The organism is Bradyrhizobium sp. SZCCHNR1015 (assembly GCF_032489875.1).
In the GTDB taxonomy this organism is placed as follows: domain Bacteria; phylum Pseudomonadota; class Alphaproteobacteria; order Rhizobiales; family Xanthobacteraceae; genus Bradyrhizobium.
In genome coordinates, this window is record NZ_JAUEYW010000025.1 from 68,599 (window position 1) to 85,362 (window position 16,764).

The window sequence follows — 16,764 nt, forward strand, 5'->3', positions numbered from 1 at the left end:
TCCTCAGGAGGAAGGTAATGCTTGCAGAAGAGGACGACGAACGACAGTACGTCGTGGTTGTCAATCACGAGGAACAGTATTCAATCTGGCTCGCAGGAAGGCCGCTACCTCCAGGCTGGCAGGAAGCCGGCAAAACTGGATCGAAGGTAGCATGCTTGGACTACATCAGAGAGGTCTGGACGGACATGACTCCCCGCAGCGCCAGGGAAAATTAAAGGCCTGCCCAACCGTGAAGCAAGCCGAAGCCCCCCTTGACGGCTCCGCGCGGGTCCTTCTAGCGGTCGACACCCGTCTTCGCCAACAACTGCTTTAGAACGCTGCTTCCCTTTTCACGCGCGCTCTTGCTTTCAAGCAATTTGCGCGCAAGCGCTTCTTCGATCATGTCGAGCTGGTGCTCGTCGAGGGAGCTCAGATTGGCGAACTCTTCTGGCGACAACAATTGATGAAGCAGCATGAAAATCTCCCACCAGGACGTGACTCATACCACGTTTACAACTAGAGTACCTTACGTAGCTCAGTTCGTACATCCTTTTTTGAGCATCGGCCCCTGGGATACCGTAGTCAAAGGAACGTTGACCACGCCGTCGCACTCGAGGGGCCTCCTGCGCCGCGGACGACGTTGGCCGGTCTTCAATTGGGCGCCTGCAGCAAGACCAGCCAAACACCACTCAGCCGTGTGAGACTGGCTATCACGGTTTTGAGAATGAAGCCTTTAGCTCTGTGGGCCCCATGAGCGTTGGATGGCAAAGCCGATGCGAGGAGTCATTAATCACCTTGAATCCAGCGGGTATGCCGAACGATTTTGCCCTTGCTTGGGCGCTAAAGGGAAAGTGCTCTTCCCAACCTTGCGCAACATTTCTTGACGATGTCTCGGCTGAAGGGCGCCCTGTCCATCTGGCTGCAATTTCATCTGTTGGGTCGGCACGCTCTCTCCTGCAACGGACCTGATGACGTTCGCCGCACTGGCCGGCTTCAGCGAACCCGAGCGCTGGCAGATGGCAGCATTTCGTCAGCGCGAGGACGCTATCGCGTATGCTGCAGCGCACGGAGCGCTACGCCTCTTACTGGGTAAGCTGGCTGGACTTCCACCGGGAGCGCTCAAATTCGAGAAGGGCGAACATGGCAAGCCCTTTTTGTGTCCACCATTTGGCGCGTTGGGCGAGCCACTACAGTTCTGCATCAGTCACTCGTCAGGCTTCGCCGCTGTTGCCCTGTCATGCTGCGCGGTCGGGATTGACCTTGAGAGGATGAGCTGGACTGAAGATCTTCTTAACGTAGCGAGAGATCGCTTCCCTGAGGAACATGTGCGCTGTCTGCGCAGCCTTAAGTGGCGCACGCCGCACAAGGCTTTTTTTCCGATATTGGACCATCAGCGAGGCAATCATCAAGGCCACTGGGACGGGCCTCAATCAGAGCCTAAAGGGATTTGCGCTTACTCCAGACGGCCCACCTAGCTTGATCCGGCTCGAATCGGATTTTGGCCGGCCGGAGCATTGGTGTCTAGGTTACCGTGCTGCCGAGGCGTGAGGCCCGAGCGACTGATGCTGCTCCAGTTGCGACGGCGGTTATCCGCCGTAGCCAGACTAGTTATCAGCCTCAGGTTAGCCTCAAGCGCAGCGAGATGAAATGAGCCGCGGGTGCGATTGCCGGTGAAGGCCGCATATGCGAACTTGGGGTGCCCCGGGCTACACTCGAGGGCTACACCGGCCAATCCTGGTGTGCAGAAAGGCCTTACTTTACGGGGCTTTCTCGAAGCCGTTTTAATGTGGCGGAGAGGGAGGGATTCGAACCTCCGATATGGATTGCGCGATCGACAACAGACCAGCATCGTTGATGTCGGACCGCACTGGTTTGGTACTAAAAACATTCGATCAAGCCCAGCAAAGAGGCCACCGCACGCAGACGAGACCGCGGCAATCGGCGCAGCTGATCGATTTCCTGTCTCGCAGGTCGGGTTGCGGGGCTCGAATCCAGGCTTGGCATCGCTGGCTCCCGAGGAAGCCTCAATCGTGATGGCGAAGCTTTAGCCAAACGTAGCAGCAGATGACGAAGTCGCAGGTAGGGAGGCGTCGGCAACTCTCCAGCGCCCACAAACAGCGAAGCCGATTGAAAAATTTCCCCAGACTAAAACCCAGACTAAACGGAAATTTCAGTCTGGGTTATTTTCGGCAAAAGCACAAAATTGACGATTATTGAAGGAGATAGCTGGCGCGCCCGGAACGATTCGAACGTCCGACCCTCAGATTCGTAGTCTGATGCTCTATCCAGCTGAGCTACGGGCGCGTTTTTCGCATTTGGCAGGCTCCGGGCCAGGGGCCGGATCCCGGAAGGCCGGAGCGGCAAACGCCGGCAGGCCTCGCGAAGGGCCCCTGACTAACGGCTCGGAGACCGCTTGGCAAGGCTGGAGCGGGACATTTTGCGACCATTTTTCCGCAGGCGCGCCGGCGCGGTTCGGCAGGGCCGGAGCGGACGGACTTCGTTCCGACACGCCAGCAGTTCCGGGCCCGACGCCTGCGGCATCGCCCCGCCGGTATGGCAGGTGAGGCCGGTCCGGTTCAGGCGCTGGCGCGCTCGGTCCAGAAGGTCTGCAGCTCGACGGGGCGGTCAGGGATCGTGATTCGGAAGGTGGCCCCCAGGGTCCCTTCGACCAGTTGGATGTCGCCATCATGGGCCCGGACCAGTTCGGCCGCAATCGCAAGGCCCAGCCCCGAGCCGCCGGGACGACCGGCACCGCGGAAGGCCTCGAACAGGTGCTCTCGCACCTTCGCCGGGACACCGGGACCCGTGTCCGAGACCTCCAGGATCGCCACCCCGCCCTCGCGGCGGCCGGTGATGCGGATCTGGCGCACGCCGGCATCCGCCGCGAGGCTGTCCAGGGCCTGGGCGGCATTGCGCACCAGGTTGAGCAGCACGCGGAACAACTGGTCGGGATCGGCATCGATCTTCAGCCCGCGCTCGATCGCCGCGATCCAGGTGATCGAGGCATCCGGCGACAGGCCAGCGGTCTCCCGCACCTCCGCGACGACGGGCTCGACCACCACCATGCGGCGGTCCGGCGCCGGCTCCTGCACCTTGCCGTAGGACAAGGTCGACTGGCAGAACGCGATGGCGCGCTCCAGCGAGCGCATCAGCTTCGGCGCGAAGCGCTGCACCCGCGGATCGGGCACGCTGGCGAGCTGGTCCGACAGCAGCTGCGACGAGGCCAGCAGGTTGCGCAGATCGTGATTGATCTTGGACACGGCGAGGCCGAGCGCGGCGAGCCGGCTCTTCTGATGCAGCATCGAGACGAGGTCGCGCTGCATGTCGGCAAGCTCGCGCTCGGCGACGCCGATCTCGTCGGAACGCTGGCTCGGCACGATGATTCGCGCCACGCTCTCCGGATTTTCGTGGAAGCCGACGAGGCTCGCGGTGAGGCGCCGCATCGGCCGCACGAACAGGAAATGCAGCGCAAGATAGACCAGCGCCGCGGTCAGCACCGCCAGCAGCAGCGACACGCCGAGCAGGTTGCGCGAGAACCGGTACATCGCCTTGCGCAGCGGCTTCTCGTCGGTCACCACCTCGATGAACTGGGCCCGGCCCGGCGCCGGCCCGATCACCCGCATGGTGTGATCGCCGGTCTCCGTCATCATCGTCAGCGAGTTCACGATCGATGACCACACCGTCATGTCGCGCATGTCGAAGTCGTGGTCGATCGAGGCGGGCAGATCGGCGCTGGCGAGCAGACGGCGCTGCTGCCCCATCTTGATGGCGACGCCGCGCGCGTTGATGGAGGTGAGGATCTGCCGCGCCAGCGAATCCGGCACCATGCCGGACGGTGCGGCGTCGAGCACCAGTGCAGCGGTATTGGCGGCCGCCAGGCGGTCGTTGAGCCTGTTGGTCCAGAAATTGGCGATCGCCGGCACGTAGATCAGCACTTCCGCGATCATCACCAGCGGAATCGTCAGCAGCAGCAGCTTTCCAGACAAGCCGAGCCGGCGCGACCGTTTCGGTCGCAGGCGCTCCAGGATTGGCTGGTTGTCGCTCTCGGTCACGGATCGCCCTTGTAAGAGACACCCCCACCCTTACGGGACCGCAAGATGGGACTGCACCGGAGTCCGGTCAAATTACGGATCGCTCATGTTCCGGTTTCCAAATCGTTCATAATGGAACCCAAAACTGCACGATCTCTGACATCTTCAACCCCGCCGCGCCGAGGCTATTCTTGCCTTCGTCTTGTGCGCAGGGTCATGTGCGCAGGGTCTTGCGTTCTCGTCCTGCCTCGTGTCGTTCGCGACGCTGACCCGCGGCTGGTGACGAAGGTCTTTACGAGATCTCGGCGTCGTCGATCCCTGCACCGCCTATGACGCCTTGCCGCGATTGACGAAGGCGGGACGCTCCCTTATAAGCCGCGCCAACCGTCCGCGATGACCCGGCTCGCCCGGGAGCGGCTCGATTTCAGGGCCGGCAGCGGTCCATTTCGGGCCCGGAAGCATCACCGGACATCAATCGACATTTCAAGCAGGCAAGTTGTCAACTGGCAAATTGCCCGTCAGCGGAGAACGACCCGTGAAGCGGACTTATCAACCCAGCAAACTGGTGCGCAAGCGCCGTCACGGCTTCCGCGCCCGTCTCGCCACCACCGGCGGCCGCAAGGTCCTTGCCGCGCGTCGCGCCCGGGGCCGCAAGCGTCTCAGCGCCTGAAGCCAGGGCGTCTGTCCCGGAGATTTCCATCATGGATCGGCTACGGCAGCGGGCGGACTTCCTCGCCGTTGCCGATGGCGTGCGGGCGAACAGCCCTGCCTTCGTGGTCCAGCGCCGGGAACGGCCGGACCAGGGCCCGGTCCGGATCGGCTTTACCGTCACCAAGAAGAATGGCACCGCCACGGAGCGTAATCGCATCCGTCGGCGGTTGCGCGAGCTTGTGAAACGGCTCGATCCCTTGTCGATGCGGCCGCACAGTGACTACGTGCTGGTCGGCCGGCGGGATGCCCTGTCACGCGATTTCCAGACCATGCTCGCCGACCTCCAGGCGACGCTCCGCCGCCTCGACCGGCCGCAGGCCAAGCCGCAGCCGCGCAAGCTGAACCAGCAGAACGCTTCCGCTCCGGACGCGCATTCCCGCAAACCGGATTGAACGACGAGACGATAAGAAAACGATGACCGACAATCGCAACACCATCCTCGCCGTCATTCTATCCGGCCTCGTGCTGATCCTGTGGCAGGTCTTCTACAACGGCCCGCAGATGGAGAAGCAGCGCGCGCAGGCGCAGATGCAGGCCGAGCTCGCCAAGAAGCAGGCGCCGGCAACCCAGCCCGACAGCGCCGCGCCGTCAGCCACCCCGCAGCCGGGCGCGACCGCGACCGGCAGCCCGAGCGCGCCGGGCGGCGCCGTGACCAGCACCGGCGTGATGCCGCGCGACACCGCCATCGCCGCCACGCCGCGCGTCAAGATCGACACGCCGCGGCTGACCGGCAGCATCTCGCTCAAGGGCGCGCGGATCGACGATCTGGCCTTCGTGCAGTACCGCGAGACGGTCGATCCGAAATCGCCGGCGATCGTGCTGTTCTCGCCGTCCAACACCGCCGAACCCTATTACGCCGAGTTCGGCTGGGTGAACGCCGCCGGCGCCAAGGTGCAGGTGCCCGACCAGAACACGGTCTGGCAGCAGGACGGCTCGAATGCGCTGACGCCGTCGACCCCGGTGAAGCTGACCACTACCAACGGCGACGGCCTGACTTTCCAGCGCACCATTTCCGTCGACGACCACTATCTCTTCACCATCAAGGATGACGTCACCAATGCCGGCAACGCGCCGGTGACGCTGTATCCCTACGGCCTGATCTCGCGCCACGGCACGCCGCACGTGTCCGGCTACTACATCCTGCACGAAGGCCTGATCGGCTATCTCGGCGAGAAGGGCCTGCAGGAATTCACCTACAAGAAGATGGACGACGAGAAGGCGGCGAAGTTCGACGTCACCAATGGCTGGCTCGGCATCACCGACAAATATTGGGCGGCGGCGCTGCTGCCGATGACGGATGCCCGCCTGCAGGCGAACTATTCGTCGAAGCTGGTCGACAACCAGCATCGCTACCAGACGGACTATGTCGAGACCCCGCAGACGGTGCCGGCCGGCGGCTCGACCAGCGTCTCCACGCGGCTGTTCGCCGGCGCCAAGGAGGCCGGCGTCGTCGGCATCAACTTCCCGATCGGCGGCCTCGGCGGCTACAACCAGAAGCTCGGGCTGAACCATTTCGATCTCCTCATCGACTGGGGCTGGTTCTACTTCCTGACCAAGCCGATGTTCCTGGCGCTCGACTTCTTCTTCCGTTTCTTCGGCAATTTCGGCATCTCGATCCTGCTGGTGACGGTGCTGGTGAAGCTCCTGTTCTTCCCGCTCGCCAACAAGTCCTACGCCTCGATGGCGAAGATGAAGGCGATCCAGCCGCAGCTCCAGGCGCTCAAGGAGCGCTATCCGGACGACCGGATGAAGCAGCAGCAGGAGATGATGGAGATCTACAAGAAGGAGAAGATCAACCCGGTCGCCGGCTGTCTGCCGGTCGTGCTGCAGATCCCGGTGTTCTTCTCGCTCTACAAGGTGCTGTTCGTCACCATCGAGATGCGACACGCGCCGTTCTATGGCTGGATCAAGGACCTCTCGTCGCCGGATCCGACCAATCTGTTCACGCTGTTCGGGCTCCTGCATTTCGATCCGACCCAGCTGCCGCTGTTCGGGCATTACCTCGCGCTCGGCATCTGGCCGATCATCATGGGCATCACGATGTGGTTCCAGATGAAGCTGAACCCCACGCCACCCGATCCGACCCAGGCGATGATCTTCAACTGGATGCCGCTGATCTTCACCTTCATGCTCGCGGGCTTCCCGGCGGGTCTCGTGATCTACTGGGCATGGAACAACACGCTGTCGGTGCTGCAGCAGGGCTTCATCATGCGCCGCAACGGCGTCAAGGTGGAGCTGTTCGACAACATCCGCGGCACGTTCAGGAAAAAAGCGGCTTGACGACCAAGGCGGTGTGAGCCGCTGAAGCAACGAACCATCTACCTTGATGGCCGGGCTTGTCCCGGCCATCCACGTTTTGATATCCCGCGCAATGGGCGTGGATGCCCGGGCCTTCGCCGCGCCGAAGGGGCTTCGGCCCCGCAGGCGGGTCAAGCCCGGGCATGACGAAGAGCGAAGGCTTGTCATGACCACCAGCGCCGATGCAGACGACCGCCTGATCGAGAAAGGCCGCAAGCTGTTTGCGCAGGCGTGGCGCTTCACGCACGCATCGCCGTCGATCGAAAGCCTGCCGCCGATGGGGGCGATCGAGGTCGCCTTCGCCGGCCGCTCCAATGTCGGCAAGTCCAGCCTGATCAACGCGCTGACCGGCCAGAACGCGCTGGCGCGCACCTCGCATACGCCGGGCCGCACCCAGGAGCTGATCTTCTTCGAGGGGCCCGAGCATGCGCCGCTGCGGCTGGTCGACATGCCCGGCTATGGCTATGCCGCCGCGGCGAAGACCAAGGTCGCGTCCTGGACCGAGCTGATTCACAAATTCCTGCTCGGCCGCGCCTCGCTCGCCCGCGTCTATGTGCTGATCGATGCCCGTCATGGGCTGAAGGAAGTCGATCAGGAGATCCTCAAGACGCTGGACCGGTCCGCCGTCAGCTATCAGCTCGTCCTGACCAAGGCCGATCAGATCAAGCCGGCCGAGCTCGCAAGCCGGATCGCCGAGACCGAGGCCGCGCTCGCCAAGCATCCGGCGGCGTTCCCGCAGGTGCTGGCGACGTCGTCACGATCCGGCACCGGCATGCCGGAGCTGCGCGCCGCCATGGTGCGGCTGCTGGAAGAGCGGAGCACATGATGACGCCGTGGCGAATCCTGGTCGCAATGGCCGGGCTGATGGGCGCCGCCGGCGTCGCGCTGGCGGCCAAGGCCGCGCACGATCCCGATGCATCCCGGCTCGCGACCGCCTCGACCATGCTGCTGTTCCATGCCTGCGCCCTGCTCGGCACCATCGCGCTGGCCGAACGCGGCGTCGTCGCGAGGCGCATCGGCCTGGCCACGGCGATCGGCTTCGTGCTCGGCCCAGCCCTGTTCGCGGGCGACCTCCTGATGCGGCAGTTCACCGGCGACCGGCTGTTTCCGTTCGCAGCACCGATCGGCGGCAGCCTGCAGATCGCGAGCTGGCTCGCACTCGCGGTCTGCGCGCTGTGGCCGCGGCGGGCCTGATCCGGCGCTTTGCGCCGCGGGCTCCAATCGGCTAGAACGCGGCGCGACGCCCCTGACAGCCGAGACCTCCCAGACATGACCGACGCGACCACCATCAGCCCGCTCGATCAGGCCCGCATCCTGTCCGAAGCACTCCCGCACATGCAGGAGTATGACGACGAAACCATCGTCATCAAATATGGCGGCCACGCCATGGGTGACGAGGACACCGCGAAGGCGTTTGCGCGCGACATCGTGCTGCTCGAGCAGACCGCGATCAACCCGGTGGTGGTGCATGGCGGCGGGCCGCAGATCGCGACCATGCTCAAGCGCCTCGGCATCGTCTCGGAATTCGCGGCCGGCCTGCGCATCACCGATGCCGCGACCATCGAGATCGTCGAGATGGTGCTGGCCGGCTCGATCAACAAGCAGCTGGTCGGTTACATCAACGAGGCTGGCGGCAAGGCCGTCGGGCTGTGCGGCAAGGACGGCAACATGGTGCGCGCGGTCAAGGCGACCCGCACCATGGTCGATCCCGACAGCCACATCGAGAAGGTGGTCGATCTCGGCTTCGTCGGCGAGCCGGACAAGGTCGACCTCACGCTGCTCAACCAGCTGATCGGCTACGAGCTGATCCCGGTGCTGGCGCCGCTCGCGACCTCGAAGGAGGGCCAGACCTTCAACGTCAATGCCGACACCTTCGCCGGCGCCGTCGCCGGCGCGCTGAAGGCCAAGCGGCTGCTGCTGCTGACCGACGTGCCCGGCGTGCTCGACAAGTCGAAGAAGCTGATCCCGGAAATCTCGATCAAGGACGCGCGCAAGCTGATCGCCGACGGCACCATCTCCGGCGGTATGATCCCCAAGGTCGAGACCTGCATCTACGCGCTCGAGCAGGGCGTGCAGGGCGTCGTCATCCTCGACGGCAAGGTGTCGCACGCGGTGCTGCTCGAGCTGTTCACCAACCAGGGCACGGGCACGCTGATCCACAAGTGATGGGCACGGCCGCCACCACATTAAAGGTCGTCATGCCCGGGCTTGACCCGCCTGCGCGGCCGAAGCCGCTTCGGCGCGGCGAAGGCCCGGGCATCCACGCCTTACTCTCTGGTGCTCGCAAAAAGATGGATGGCCGGGTCAAGCCCGGCCATGACGGCGGAGAGGGTGGACGAGCGAAGTCCATCCTGGCGCGCGCTTTACTTGCCCTAACGGTCCTCCTTCCGCTCCTCGCCTTCACCACCCCTGCCCGCGCCGACCTCAAGCTCTGCAATCGCATGAGCTACGTTGTGGAGGCCGCAATCGGCATCGACGAGAAGGCGGCGACCGCAACGCGCGGCTGGTTCCGGCTCGATCCGGCGACCTGCCGCGTGGTGCTGCAGGGGACGCTGACGGCGGACCGCATCCTCCTCCATGCGCGCGCGCTCAGCCTCTACGGCGCGTCGCCGCTCGCCGAGAACGGCAACGACCAGCTGTGCGTGGCGCCCGACAATTTCGTCATCGCCGCCGCCCGGCAGTGCCGCACCGGGCAGACGCCGGCGGCCTTCACACAGGTCACGCCGAGCAAGACCGATGACGGCACCCTGATCGCCTATCTCGCCGAGAGCGCCGAATATGACGACGAGCAGGCGCGGCTCGCCGGCATCCAGCGGCTGCTCGGCATCGCCGGCTATGACGCCTCACCGATCGACGGCGTCGACGGACCGAAGACGCAGGCCGCGCTCGCGGCGTTCCTGAAAAGCCGCGGCTTGTCTTCTGATGTCGTGTCGCAGCCGAGCTTCTTCGCCACGATGGTCGATGCGGTGCAGACACCATCCCCGGTGGGACTGACCTGGTGCAACGACACGCCGCACAAGGTCATGGCGGCGGTCGGCACCGACGACGGCCGCACCGTGGTGAGCCGCGGCTGGTACCGGATCGATGCCGGCAAGTGCCTGCATCCCGACATCACCGGACAGCCGAAGAAGGTCTACAGCTTCGCCGAGGCGGTCGACGATGAGAACCGCACCATCAAGCTGAAGAACAAGCCGCTGAACTGGGGCGGCCTGGTGCAGCTCTGCACCCGCGAGAACAAGTTCGAGACCTCCGAGCAGGGCGACTGCCCGAGCCGCGGCTTCGCGGCCACCGGCTTCACTTCGGTCGACATCACCCGCGGCGGCAAGACGCTGCGGTTTGCGTTGCCGTGATGGACGCATCGATGAGTCCCGGGATACCGCAACAAATTCCGCCGTCATCCCGGCGAACGCCGGGATCCATAGCCACCGGCCGTGGTTTGGGCCGCCGGCGTCAGCCATCCTGCCTCAAGACAGATCACGCGGTATGGGTCCCGGCGTTCGCCGGGACGACAGCGGAATATGCCGCGCCACTGTGGCCGAATGAACCCACGCATGATGGACCGAGGCACACATGACAAAGTCCCCCCGCGCCTTCGATCACGTCGACACCTGGGTGTTCGATCTCGACAACACGCTGTATCCGCATCACGTCAATCTGTGGCAGCAGGTCGATGCCAGGATCGGCGAATTCGTGTCCAACTGGCTCAAGGTCGATGCGGACGAAGCGCGCCGCATCCAGAAGGACTACTACCGCCGCTACGGCACCACGATGCGCGGCATGATGACCGAGCACGGCGTGCATGCCGACGACTTCCTGGCCTACGTGCACAAGATCGACCATTCGCCGCTGGAGCCGAACTCGGCGATGGGCGCGGCGATCGAGCGACTGCCCGGACGCAAGCTGATCCTGACCAACGGCTCGGTGGACCATGTCGGCGCGGTGCTGAGCCGGCTCGGCATCGCAGACCATTTCCATGGCGTGTTCGACATCGTCGCCGCCGAATTGACACCGAAGCCCGCGCGCGAGACCTATGACAAATTCGTCCGGCTGCACGATGTCGATCCGACGCGCTCCGCGATGTTCGAGGACCTCTCCCGCAACCTCGTCGTCCCGCACGACCTCGGCATGACCACGGTGCTCGTCGTACCGGACGGCACCAAGGAGGTGGTGCGCGAGGATTGGGAGCTGTCGGGCCGCGATGATCCGCATGTGGATCATGTGACGGACGATCTGACCGGGTTCTTGCTGCGGCTGGTGAAGGCCTAACCCTCGCTGTCGTCCGGACAAGCGAAGCCGCCGGCGGTCCTGAGGTGCGATGGGCGTCCGACAAACTCAGTGTCGTCCCGGGCTTGACCCGGGACCCATAACCACCGGCGGATGTGTGGGCACGCAAGTGGCTAAGGATGTGCCCAACACGTCTCCCTGTGGTTATGGGTCCCGGATCGGCGCTCGCGATATAAAGTCGTCTCAATAGCGACAGCCGGGCGCTCCGCTTGTCCGGGACGACGCCGGTGGGTGCCTTGACTCCCTTGCCCCAAACCCGGAAAAAGCCGCCCTGCCCCCAGCTTCTACAAGTCTATCCCGGTCGGCCCGGGACCAAGCGAGGATCGACCGATGTCACTGTCCGCCCTGGAATCCACCATCAACAGCGCCTTCGATGCCCGTGATGGCGTCTCGACCACGACCAAGGGCGAGGTCCGCGACGCCGTGGAGAGCGCGCTGGAGCTGCTCGACAAGGGCGAGGCCCGGGTCGCCGAGCGGGGCACGGACGGCAAGTGGAGCGTCAACCAGTGGCTCAAGAAGGCGGTGCTGCTGTCGTTCCGCCTCAACGACATGAGCGTGATCCCCGGCGGCCCCGGCCGGGCGTCGTGGTGGGACAAGGTGCCGTCGAAGTTCGAGGGCTGGGGCGAGAACCGTTTCCGTGACGCCGGCTTCCGCGCCGTGCCGGGCGCAATCGTGCGCCGCTCGGCCTTCATCGCCAAGAACGTCGTGCTGATGCCGTCCTTCGTCAATCTCGGCGCCTATGTCGACGAGGCGACCATGGTCGACACCTGGTCGACGGTCGGCTCCTGCGCCCAGATCGGCAAGCGCGTGCACATTTCCGGCGGCGTCGGCATCGGCGGCGTGCTGGAGCCGCTGCAGGCCGGTCCCGTCATCATCGAGGATGACTGCTTCATCGGCGCGCGCTCGGAGGTTGCCGAAGGCGTGGTCGTGCGCAAGGGCGCGGTGCTGTCGATGGGCGTGTTCCTGGGCGCCTCGACCAAGATCGTCGACCGCGAGACCGGCGAGGTTTTCGTCGGCGAGGTGCCGGAATATGCCGTCGTGGTGCCGGGCGCGCTGCCGGGCAAGCCGATGAAGAACGGCCAGATCGGCCCCTCCACCGCCTGTGCCGTCATCGTCAAGCGCGTCGACGAGCGCACCCGCTCCAAGACCTCGATCAACGAGCTGCTGCGCGACTGATCGTCCACGTCCGGGCGGCCGCACTAGCCGCCGCCCGAACGCCCATGTTAAGCGAGGGCATGACCGATGCCCTCACCATCACCCGCGACCTGATCCGCTGTCCCTCCGTGACCCCCGCCGATGCCGGGGCGCTCGGCGTGCTCGAGGACCTGCTGAAGCAAGCCGGCTTCCAGACCCATCGCGTGACCTTCTCGGAAGCGGGCACCGCCGACGTCGACAATCTCTACGCCCGGATCGGCACCGAGGGGCCGCACATCACGTTCGCCGGCCACACCGACGTGGTGCCGCCCGGCGACGAGGCTGCGTGGAGCCTTGGCGCATTCTCCGGCGAGGTCAAGGACGGCTACATCTATGGCCGTGGCGCCGTCGACATGAAAGGCGGCATCGCCTGCAGCGTGGCGGCTGCACTCGACTATCTGCGCGACAATGGTGGACGGCCGAAGGGCTCGATCTCGTTCCTGATCACCGGCGACGAGGAGGACGTCTCGATCAACGGCACCATCAAGCTGTTGAAATGGGCGGCCGAGCGCGGCGAGCGCTTCGACCATTGCGTGCTCGGCGAGCCGTCGAATCAAGAAGTCATGGGCGACTGCATCAAGATCGGCCGCCGCGGCTCGCAGTCCGGCACCCTGATCGTCGAGGGCAAGCAGGGCCACGTCGCCTACCCGCACCGCGCCTCCAACCCGGTCCCGGATATCTCGCGCCTGATCGTCGCGCTTTCGGACGAGCCGCTCGACCATGGCAGCGCGCAATTCCAGCCGTCGAACCTCGAATTCACCACGGTCGACGTCGGCAACACCGCGACCAATGTCATCGCGGGACTGGCGCGGGCGAAGTTCAACATCCGCTACAACGACTGCCATACGCAGGAGTCGCTGCGCGCGCTGGTCGAGCAGCGGCTGGCCAAGGCTTGCGGCAACCGCATCCGCGCCCGCATCGACTGGATGCCGTCGAACTCCAACGTGTTCCTGACCAAGCCCGGACCGTTCACCGACCTCGCGGTTGCCGCGATCGAGAGCGTGACGGGCCGCAAGCCCGAGCTATCGACCACCGGCGGCACCTCGGACGCGCGCTTCATCTCGAGCTACTGCCCGGTGATCGAGTTCGGCCTGGTCGGCCAGACCATGCACCAGATCGACGAGCGCGCCTCGGTCGCCGACATCGCCACCCTGACGAAGATCTATCGCGGCATTCTCGATCGCTACTTCGCGTGAGCGGCGTGCCGCTCCGATCAGGCGGCCTTCACCTCCGCCAGGAACTGATCGACCTCGCGGCGCAAATCCGTCGCCTGGCCGGCTAGGCTGGCAGCAGAATCGAGCAGTGAGCGCGCCGAGCCGCGGGTTTCGGCTGCGGCCGCGCTGACCAGCGCAATCGACGACGAGACGTCGTTGGTACCGCTCGCCGTCTGCTGCACACTGCGAGCGATCTCGCGTGTCGTAGCGCTCTGCTCGGCCACGGCCGTCGCGACAGCTCCCGTGACGCCGCTGATCGTATTCACCACGGCTGCGATCTTCTCGATTGCGGCGACCGTGCTGCCGGTCTCGTCCTGAATCGCGGCGATCTGGCTCTCGATCTCTTCGGTGGCCTTGCTGGTCTGCGACGCCAGGCTCTTCACCTCGGATGCGACGACGGCAAAACCCTTGCCGGCCTCGCCTGCGCGCGCCGACTCGATCGTGGCATTGAGCGCCAGCAGATTGGTCTGCGAGGCGATGGCGCGGATGAGCTGGACGACATCGCCGATGCGTGTCGCGCTGCCGGCCAGCGTGCGGACCTTGTCGGTGGTGTCGAGCGCCTGGCTGGTCGCGTTGGAGGATTCCGACGCGGCTTCCGCGATCTGCCGGGTGATCTCCTTCATCGAGGCGTCGAGCTCCTCGGAGGCCGCCGCGACTGTGTTGACGCCGGAGGTTGCCTGCGCCGCCGCATCGGCCACGGCGGTGGCACGTGACGCCGTGGTGCTGGCGGAGCCGTCGAGGGTCTCAGCCGAGAGTTTCAGGCCACTGGCGGCGTCGCTCAACCGGCCGCAGAGCGTGTCGATGACGTCGCCGAAGCGACGGGTGAGCGCCTCGATCTTTTGCCGCCGCGCATCGCGCCGCGCCTCGGCATCGGCACCCTGCAACGCCAGCCGATCGGCCTCGGCCGACTTCTCCTGCAGAACGCCGATGGCGTGGGCGAGCGTACCGACCTCGTCGGTGCGGTCGCGGTAGGCGATTTCCACATCGCGCGCGCCGCTGGCGATGCGCCCGATCAACTCGGTCAGGTTGGACAGAGGCTTGATGACCCGAGCGTTGAACCAGAGCGTTCCGAGCGCAGCGGCAGCAATGTTGACGACGAGCAGAATGAGCGCCAGCACGAAGCGGAGCTGGGCGTCGCCGATCGCGGCCTCGCTCTGGCGCAGCGCCTCGGTCAGCGCGGCATCACGCAGCGGCAGGATGGTGTCGAGGATCGGAAACAGCGAGCGCAGGAACTGATCGGGGTCGAGCTCGAGCACCTTGCCGCGATTCGGCGCCACCTGCGACGTATACAGCTCGCCGCCGCGCGCCCAATAGCCGTTCTCCACCCCGGTCATCGCCGCGAAGATCGGCTTCTGATCGATCTCGGCAGCGGCAAGCTTAGCCGTCGCCCAGATCCGCTCAATGCGTCCCTTGAACGCGGCGAGCGCCTCGGCCGGCTCGCCGGCCATCGGCTGCTTGGTGGCGATCATGCGAATGAGCGTCGTGGTGGCGCGGCCGGCCCAATCGCGCAGATCCCATCCGACCACGGCGAGCCGTGCGGCTTGGCCGACGGCGGGGTTGGCCGCGTTGATCCGGCGCACGATCACCTCGACGTGGCTGCCGGTGGCTTCCTGGACCGTGAACATCTGCGGCACGTAGTCGCGGACGGCAGCCTCAGACCGGGACGCCTTGGGCTCGGCCACGGCATCGAGCGCCGCGCCGCGCAGCGTGCGCAGCTTCTGCTCGATCGAATCGAGCGCTGCGACGTCCTCGCGAAGCTGCGCCAGGCTGCGCGCCTTGGCGAGCGCCTCATCGGAGCCGCCGGTGATCTTCTTGAGCCCCGCAAGCTCCTCCGCCGTCGCCGGGTTGGCCGATGCCAGTCGCGGATTGATCCAGGCGCGCTCCACATTGAGCTTTTCCGGGAGCCGCAGCATGGCGGCCAGCAGTTGCGCATCGGCGCCCGCGGTCCGGGCCGCTTGCAGCGAGGTCAGCTGCTGCCAGGCGAACAGCACGGTGGCGAGCAGGCCGATGACCGCCCCGAGCAGCAGAGAGAGCAGGAAGACTTGACGAATGCGCACGATCGACCTCGCTGGAGAGCAGCCTGAGGTCCGGATAGCAGGGAGGGATTCAATTTGAAGTTAATGAGGCCTATCGCGCAACTCGAAGCAGCAACTAATTAGGACAGCCTCTCGTCGCGGTACGCGACGGGCCGGGTTCCACGCGGGAACGACCTCAATAGTCGACCTTCACGAGATAGAGCCCTTCCGGTGGCGCGACGACGCCACAGGCGGCGCGATTGCGCGCGGCGAGCGCGGCGGCAAGATCATCTGCGGTCCAGCGGCCCTGCCCGACCCACACCAGCGAGCCGACCATCGAGCGCACCTGGCTATGCAGATAGGAGCGCGCGGAGGTGAGGATGGTGATCGCATCGCCGTCCCTCACGACATCGAGTTGATCGAGCGTCTTCTCCGGCGATTTCGCCTGACATTCCGCATCGCGGAAGGTCGTGAAATCATGCCTGCCGAGCAGCCGCTGCGCCGCCGCATGCATCGCCTCCGAATCCAGCCGCTGCGGCACGCGCCAGACGCGGCCGACCTCGAGCGCAAGATTGGAGCGGCGATTGACGATGCGATAGCGGTAGTGCCGCTTCCGCGCGGAGAACCGCGCTTCGAAGCTGTCGGGCACGATCTCGGCATGGAGCACCGCAACCGGGTTCGGCCGCAGATGCGCGTTGAGTGCGTCGCGCAGCTTGTCGGGGCGGAACTCCTTGGCGATGTCGCAATGCGCGACCTGCCCCATGGCGTGGACGCCGGCGTCGGTACGGCCAGAACCGTGCACGCGCGTCGGCACGCCGCAGGTCGCCTGCACCGCCGCTTCCAGCGCGCCCTGCACCGACGGCAAGGTCGCCTGCAGCTGCCAGCCGCAGAACGGCGCGCCGTCATATTCGATGGTGAGCTTGTAGCGGGGCATCGCCTCGATCGCGTTTGGCCGTCATTGCCGGGCTTGACCCACGGCTGTCCGGTTCAGACAGACTGGACATGGTGCATGGCGTGGATTCTTCTGCGGTCTTGAGC

General features: G+C 65.3%; 16 protein-coding genes and 1 tRNA gene. 12 read left to right on the forward strand and 5 right to left on the reverse strand.

The genetic code is table 11. The annotated features are described in order from the left end of the window. Window positions 1–17 precede the first annotated feature (17 nt). Window positions 18–215: an MbtH family protein gene (locus QX128_RS31415; protein WP_316239483.1), complete on the forward strand. Its 198-nt coding sequence runs from the start codon at window positions 18–20 to the stop codon at window positions 213–215. A 59-nt stretch (window positions 216–274) separates the two neighbouring features. Here QX128_RS31415 and QX128_RS31420 read toward each other — a convergent pair whose 3' ends face one another. After that, window positions 275–454, reverse strand: coding sequence for a hypothetical protein (locus QX128_RS31420; RefSeq protein WP_316239484.1), 180 nt, complete (start codon window positions 452–454; stop codon window positions 275–277). An 848-nt stretch (window positions 455–1,302) separates the two neighbouring features. Between QX128_RS31420 and QX128_RS33270 the strand changes: the two genes are divergently transcribed. After that, window positions 1,303–1,527, forward strand: a complete 225-nt coding sequence (locus QX128_RS33270) for a 4'-phosphopantetheinyl transferase superfamily protein (RefSeq protein WP_410053198.1) — start codon at window positions 1,303–1,305, stop codon at window positions 1,525–1,527. Window positions 1,528–2,206: 679 nt separating this feature from the next. Here QX128_RS33270 and QX128_RS31430 read toward each other — a convergent pair. Next, window positions 2,207–2,283: transfer RNA gene (locus QX128_RS31430), tRNA-Arg, on the reverse strand. A gap of 272 nt (window positions 2,284–2,555) precedes the next feature. After that, the gene (locus QX128_RS31435) at window positions 2,556–4,031 is read right to left on the reverse strand and encodes a HAMP domain-containing sensor histidine kinase (RefSeq protein ID WP_316239486.1); all 1,476 of its coding nucleotides are present in this window, start codon (window positions 4,029–4,031) and stop codon (window positions 2,556–2,558) included. A gap of 514 nt (window positions 4,032–4,545) precedes the next feature. Here QX128_RS31435 and rpmH point away from each other — a divergent pair. The 10 genes from rpmH to dapE all read left to right on the forward strand — a co-directional run bounded on the left by rpmH (window position 4,546) and on the right by dapE (window position 13,693). Next, complete coding sequence (gene rpmH / locus QX128_RS31440; RefSeq protein WP_006609582.1) at window positions 4,546–4,680, forward strand: 50S ribosomal protein L34; 135 nt, start codon at window positions 4,546–4,548, stop codon at window positions 4,678–4,680. Window positions 4,681–4,711: 31 nt separating this feature from the next. Next, the gene (gene rnpA, locus QX128_RS31445; RefSeq protein ID WP_315800470.1) at window positions 4,712–5,113 is read left to right on the forward strand and encodes a ribonuclease P protein component; all 402 of its coding nucleotides are present in this window, start codon (window positions 4,712–4,714) and stop codon (window positions 5,111–5,113) included. Between the two features lie 22 nt (window positions 5,114–5,135). Beyond that, window positions 5,136–7,001: a membrane protein insertase YidC gene (gene yidC, locus QX128_RS31450; RefSeq protein WP_315800471.1), complete on the forward strand. Its 1,866-nt coding sequence runs from the start codon at window positions 5,136–5,138 to the stop codon at window positions 6,999–7,001. 184 nt (window positions 7,002–7,185) lie between these two features. After that, window positions 7,186–7,845, forward strand: coding sequence for a ribosome biogenesis GTP-binding protein YihA/YsxC (gene yihA / locus QX128_RS31455; RefSeq protein ID WP_315800472.1), 660 nt, complete (start codon window positions 7,186–7,188; stop codon window positions 7,843–7,845). Then, window positions 7,842–8,213, forward strand: coding sequence for a DUF423 domain-containing protein (locus QX128_RS31460; RefSeq protein ID WP_316183285.1), 372 nt, complete (start codon window positions 7,842–7,844; stop codon window positions 8,211–8,213). The genes yihA and QX128_RS31460 overlap by 4 nt, the downstream gene beginning before the upstream one ends. 75 nt (window positions 8,214–8,288) lie before the next feature. After that, window positions 8,289–9,185 carry an acetylglutamate kinase gene (gene argB, locus QX128_RS31465; protein ID WP_315800474.1) on the forward strand — a complete coding sequence of 299 codons (897 nt, stop codon included), beginning with the start codon at window positions 8,289–8,291 and terminating at the stop codon, window positions 9,183–9,185. A gap of 125 nt (window positions 9,186–9,310) precedes the next feature. Next, window positions 9,311–10,369, forward strand: a complete 1,059-nt coding sequence (locus QX128_RS31470) for a DUF1036 domain-containing protein (protein WP_316239487.1) — start codon at window positions 9,311–9,313, stop codon at window positions 10,367–10,369. 220 nt (window positions 10,370–10,589) lie between these two features. Continuing rightward, window positions 10,590–11,285 carry a pyrimidine 5'-nucleotidase gene (locus QX128_RS31475; protein WP_316239488.1) on the forward strand — a complete coding sequence of 232 codons (696 nt, stop codon included), beginning with the start codon at window positions 10,590–10,592 and terminating at the stop codon, window positions 11,283–11,285. 348 nt (window positions 11,286–11,633) lie between these two features. Further along, on the forward strand, window positions 11,634–12,479 hold the full coding sequence (gene dapD / locus QX128_RS31480; RefSeq protein ID WP_316239489.1) for a 2,3,4,5-tetrahydropyridine-2,6-dicarboxylate N-succinyltransferase: 846 nt from the start codon (window positions 11,634–11,636) through the stop codon (window positions 12,477–12,479). Window positions 12,480–12,538: 59 nt separating this feature from the next. Beyond that, window positions 12,539–13,693 carry a succinyl-diaminopimelate desuccinylase gene (gene dapE / locus QX128_RS31485; RefSeq protein ID WP_316239490.1) on the forward strand — a complete coding sequence of 385 codons (1,155 nt, stop codon included), beginning with the start codon at window positions 12,539–12,541 and terminating at the stop codon, window positions 13,691–13,693. A 17-nt stretch (window positions 13,694–13,710) separates the two neighbouring features. Here the strand turns inward: dapE and QX128_RS31490 are convergent, their stop codons facing one another. Both QX128_RS31490 and truA read right to left on the reverse strand, forming a co-directional pair. Beyond that, on the reverse strand, window positions 13,711–15,768 hold the full coding sequence (locus QX128_RS31490) for a methyl-accepting chemotaxis protein (RefSeq protein WP_316239491.1): 2,058 nt from the start codon (window positions 15,766–15,768) through the stop codon (window positions 13,711–13,713). Window positions 15,769–15,922: 154 nt separating this feature from the next. Next, window positions 15,923–16,660 (reverse strand): tRNA pseudouridine(38-40) synthase TruA, encoded by a 738-nt coding sequence (gene truA, locus QX128_RS31495; protein ID WP_315800479.1) that lies wholly within the window; start codon window positions 16,658–16,660, stop codon window positions 15,923–15,925. Between the last annotated feature and the right edge of the window lie 104 nt (window positions 16,661–16,764).

Coding starts and splice junctions, on each gene's coding strand:
- dapD (WP_316239489.1), top strand. CDS start 11,634: ATGTCACTGTCCGCCCTGGAATCCACCATCAACAGCGCCTTCGATGCC.
- dapE (WP_316239490.1), top strand. CDS start 12,539: ATGACCGATGCCCTCACCATCACCCGCGACCTGATCCGCTGTCCCTCC.
- QX128_RS31470 (WP_316239487.1), top strand. CDS start 9,311: ATGGATGGCCGGGTCAAGCCCGGCCATGACGGCGGAGAGGGTGGACGA.
- QX128_RS33270 (WP_410053198.1), top strand. CDS start 1,303: ATGTGCGCTGTCTGCGCAGCCTTAAGTGGCGCACGCCGCACAAGGCTT.
- QX128_RS31475 (WP_316239488.1), top strand. CDS start 10,590: ATGACAAAGTCCCCCCGCGCCTTCGATCACGTCGACACCTGGGTGTTC.
- yidC (WP_315800471.1), top strand. CDS start 5,136: ATGACCGACAATCGCAACACCATCCTCGCCGTCATTCTATCCGGCCTC.
- truA (WP_315800479.1), bottom strand. CDS start 16,660: ATGCCCCGCTACAAGCTCACCATCGAATATGACGGCGCGCCGTTCTGC.
- QX128_RS31460 (WP_316183285.1), top strand. CDS start 7,842: ATGATGACGCCGTGGCGAATCCTGGTCGCAATGGCCGGGCTGATGGGC.
- argB (WP_315800474.1), top strand. CDS start 8,289: ATGACCGACGCGACCACCATCAGCCCGCTCGATCAGGCCCGCATCCTG.
- yihA (WP_315800472.1), top strand. CDS start 7,186: ATGACCACCAGCGCCGATGCAGACGACCGCCTGATCGAGAAAGGCCGC.
- QX128_RS31420 (WP_316239484.1), bottom strand. CDS start 454: ATGCTGCTTCATCAATTGTTGTCGCCAGAAGAGTTCGCCAATCTGAGC.
- QX128_RS31415 (WP_316239483.1), top strand. CDS start 18: ATGCTTGCAGAAGAGGACGACGAACGACAGTACGTCGTGGTTGTCAAT.
- rnpA (WP_315800470.1), top strand. CDS start 4,712: ATGGATCGGCTACGGCAGCGGGCGGACTTCCTCGCCGTTGCCGATGGC.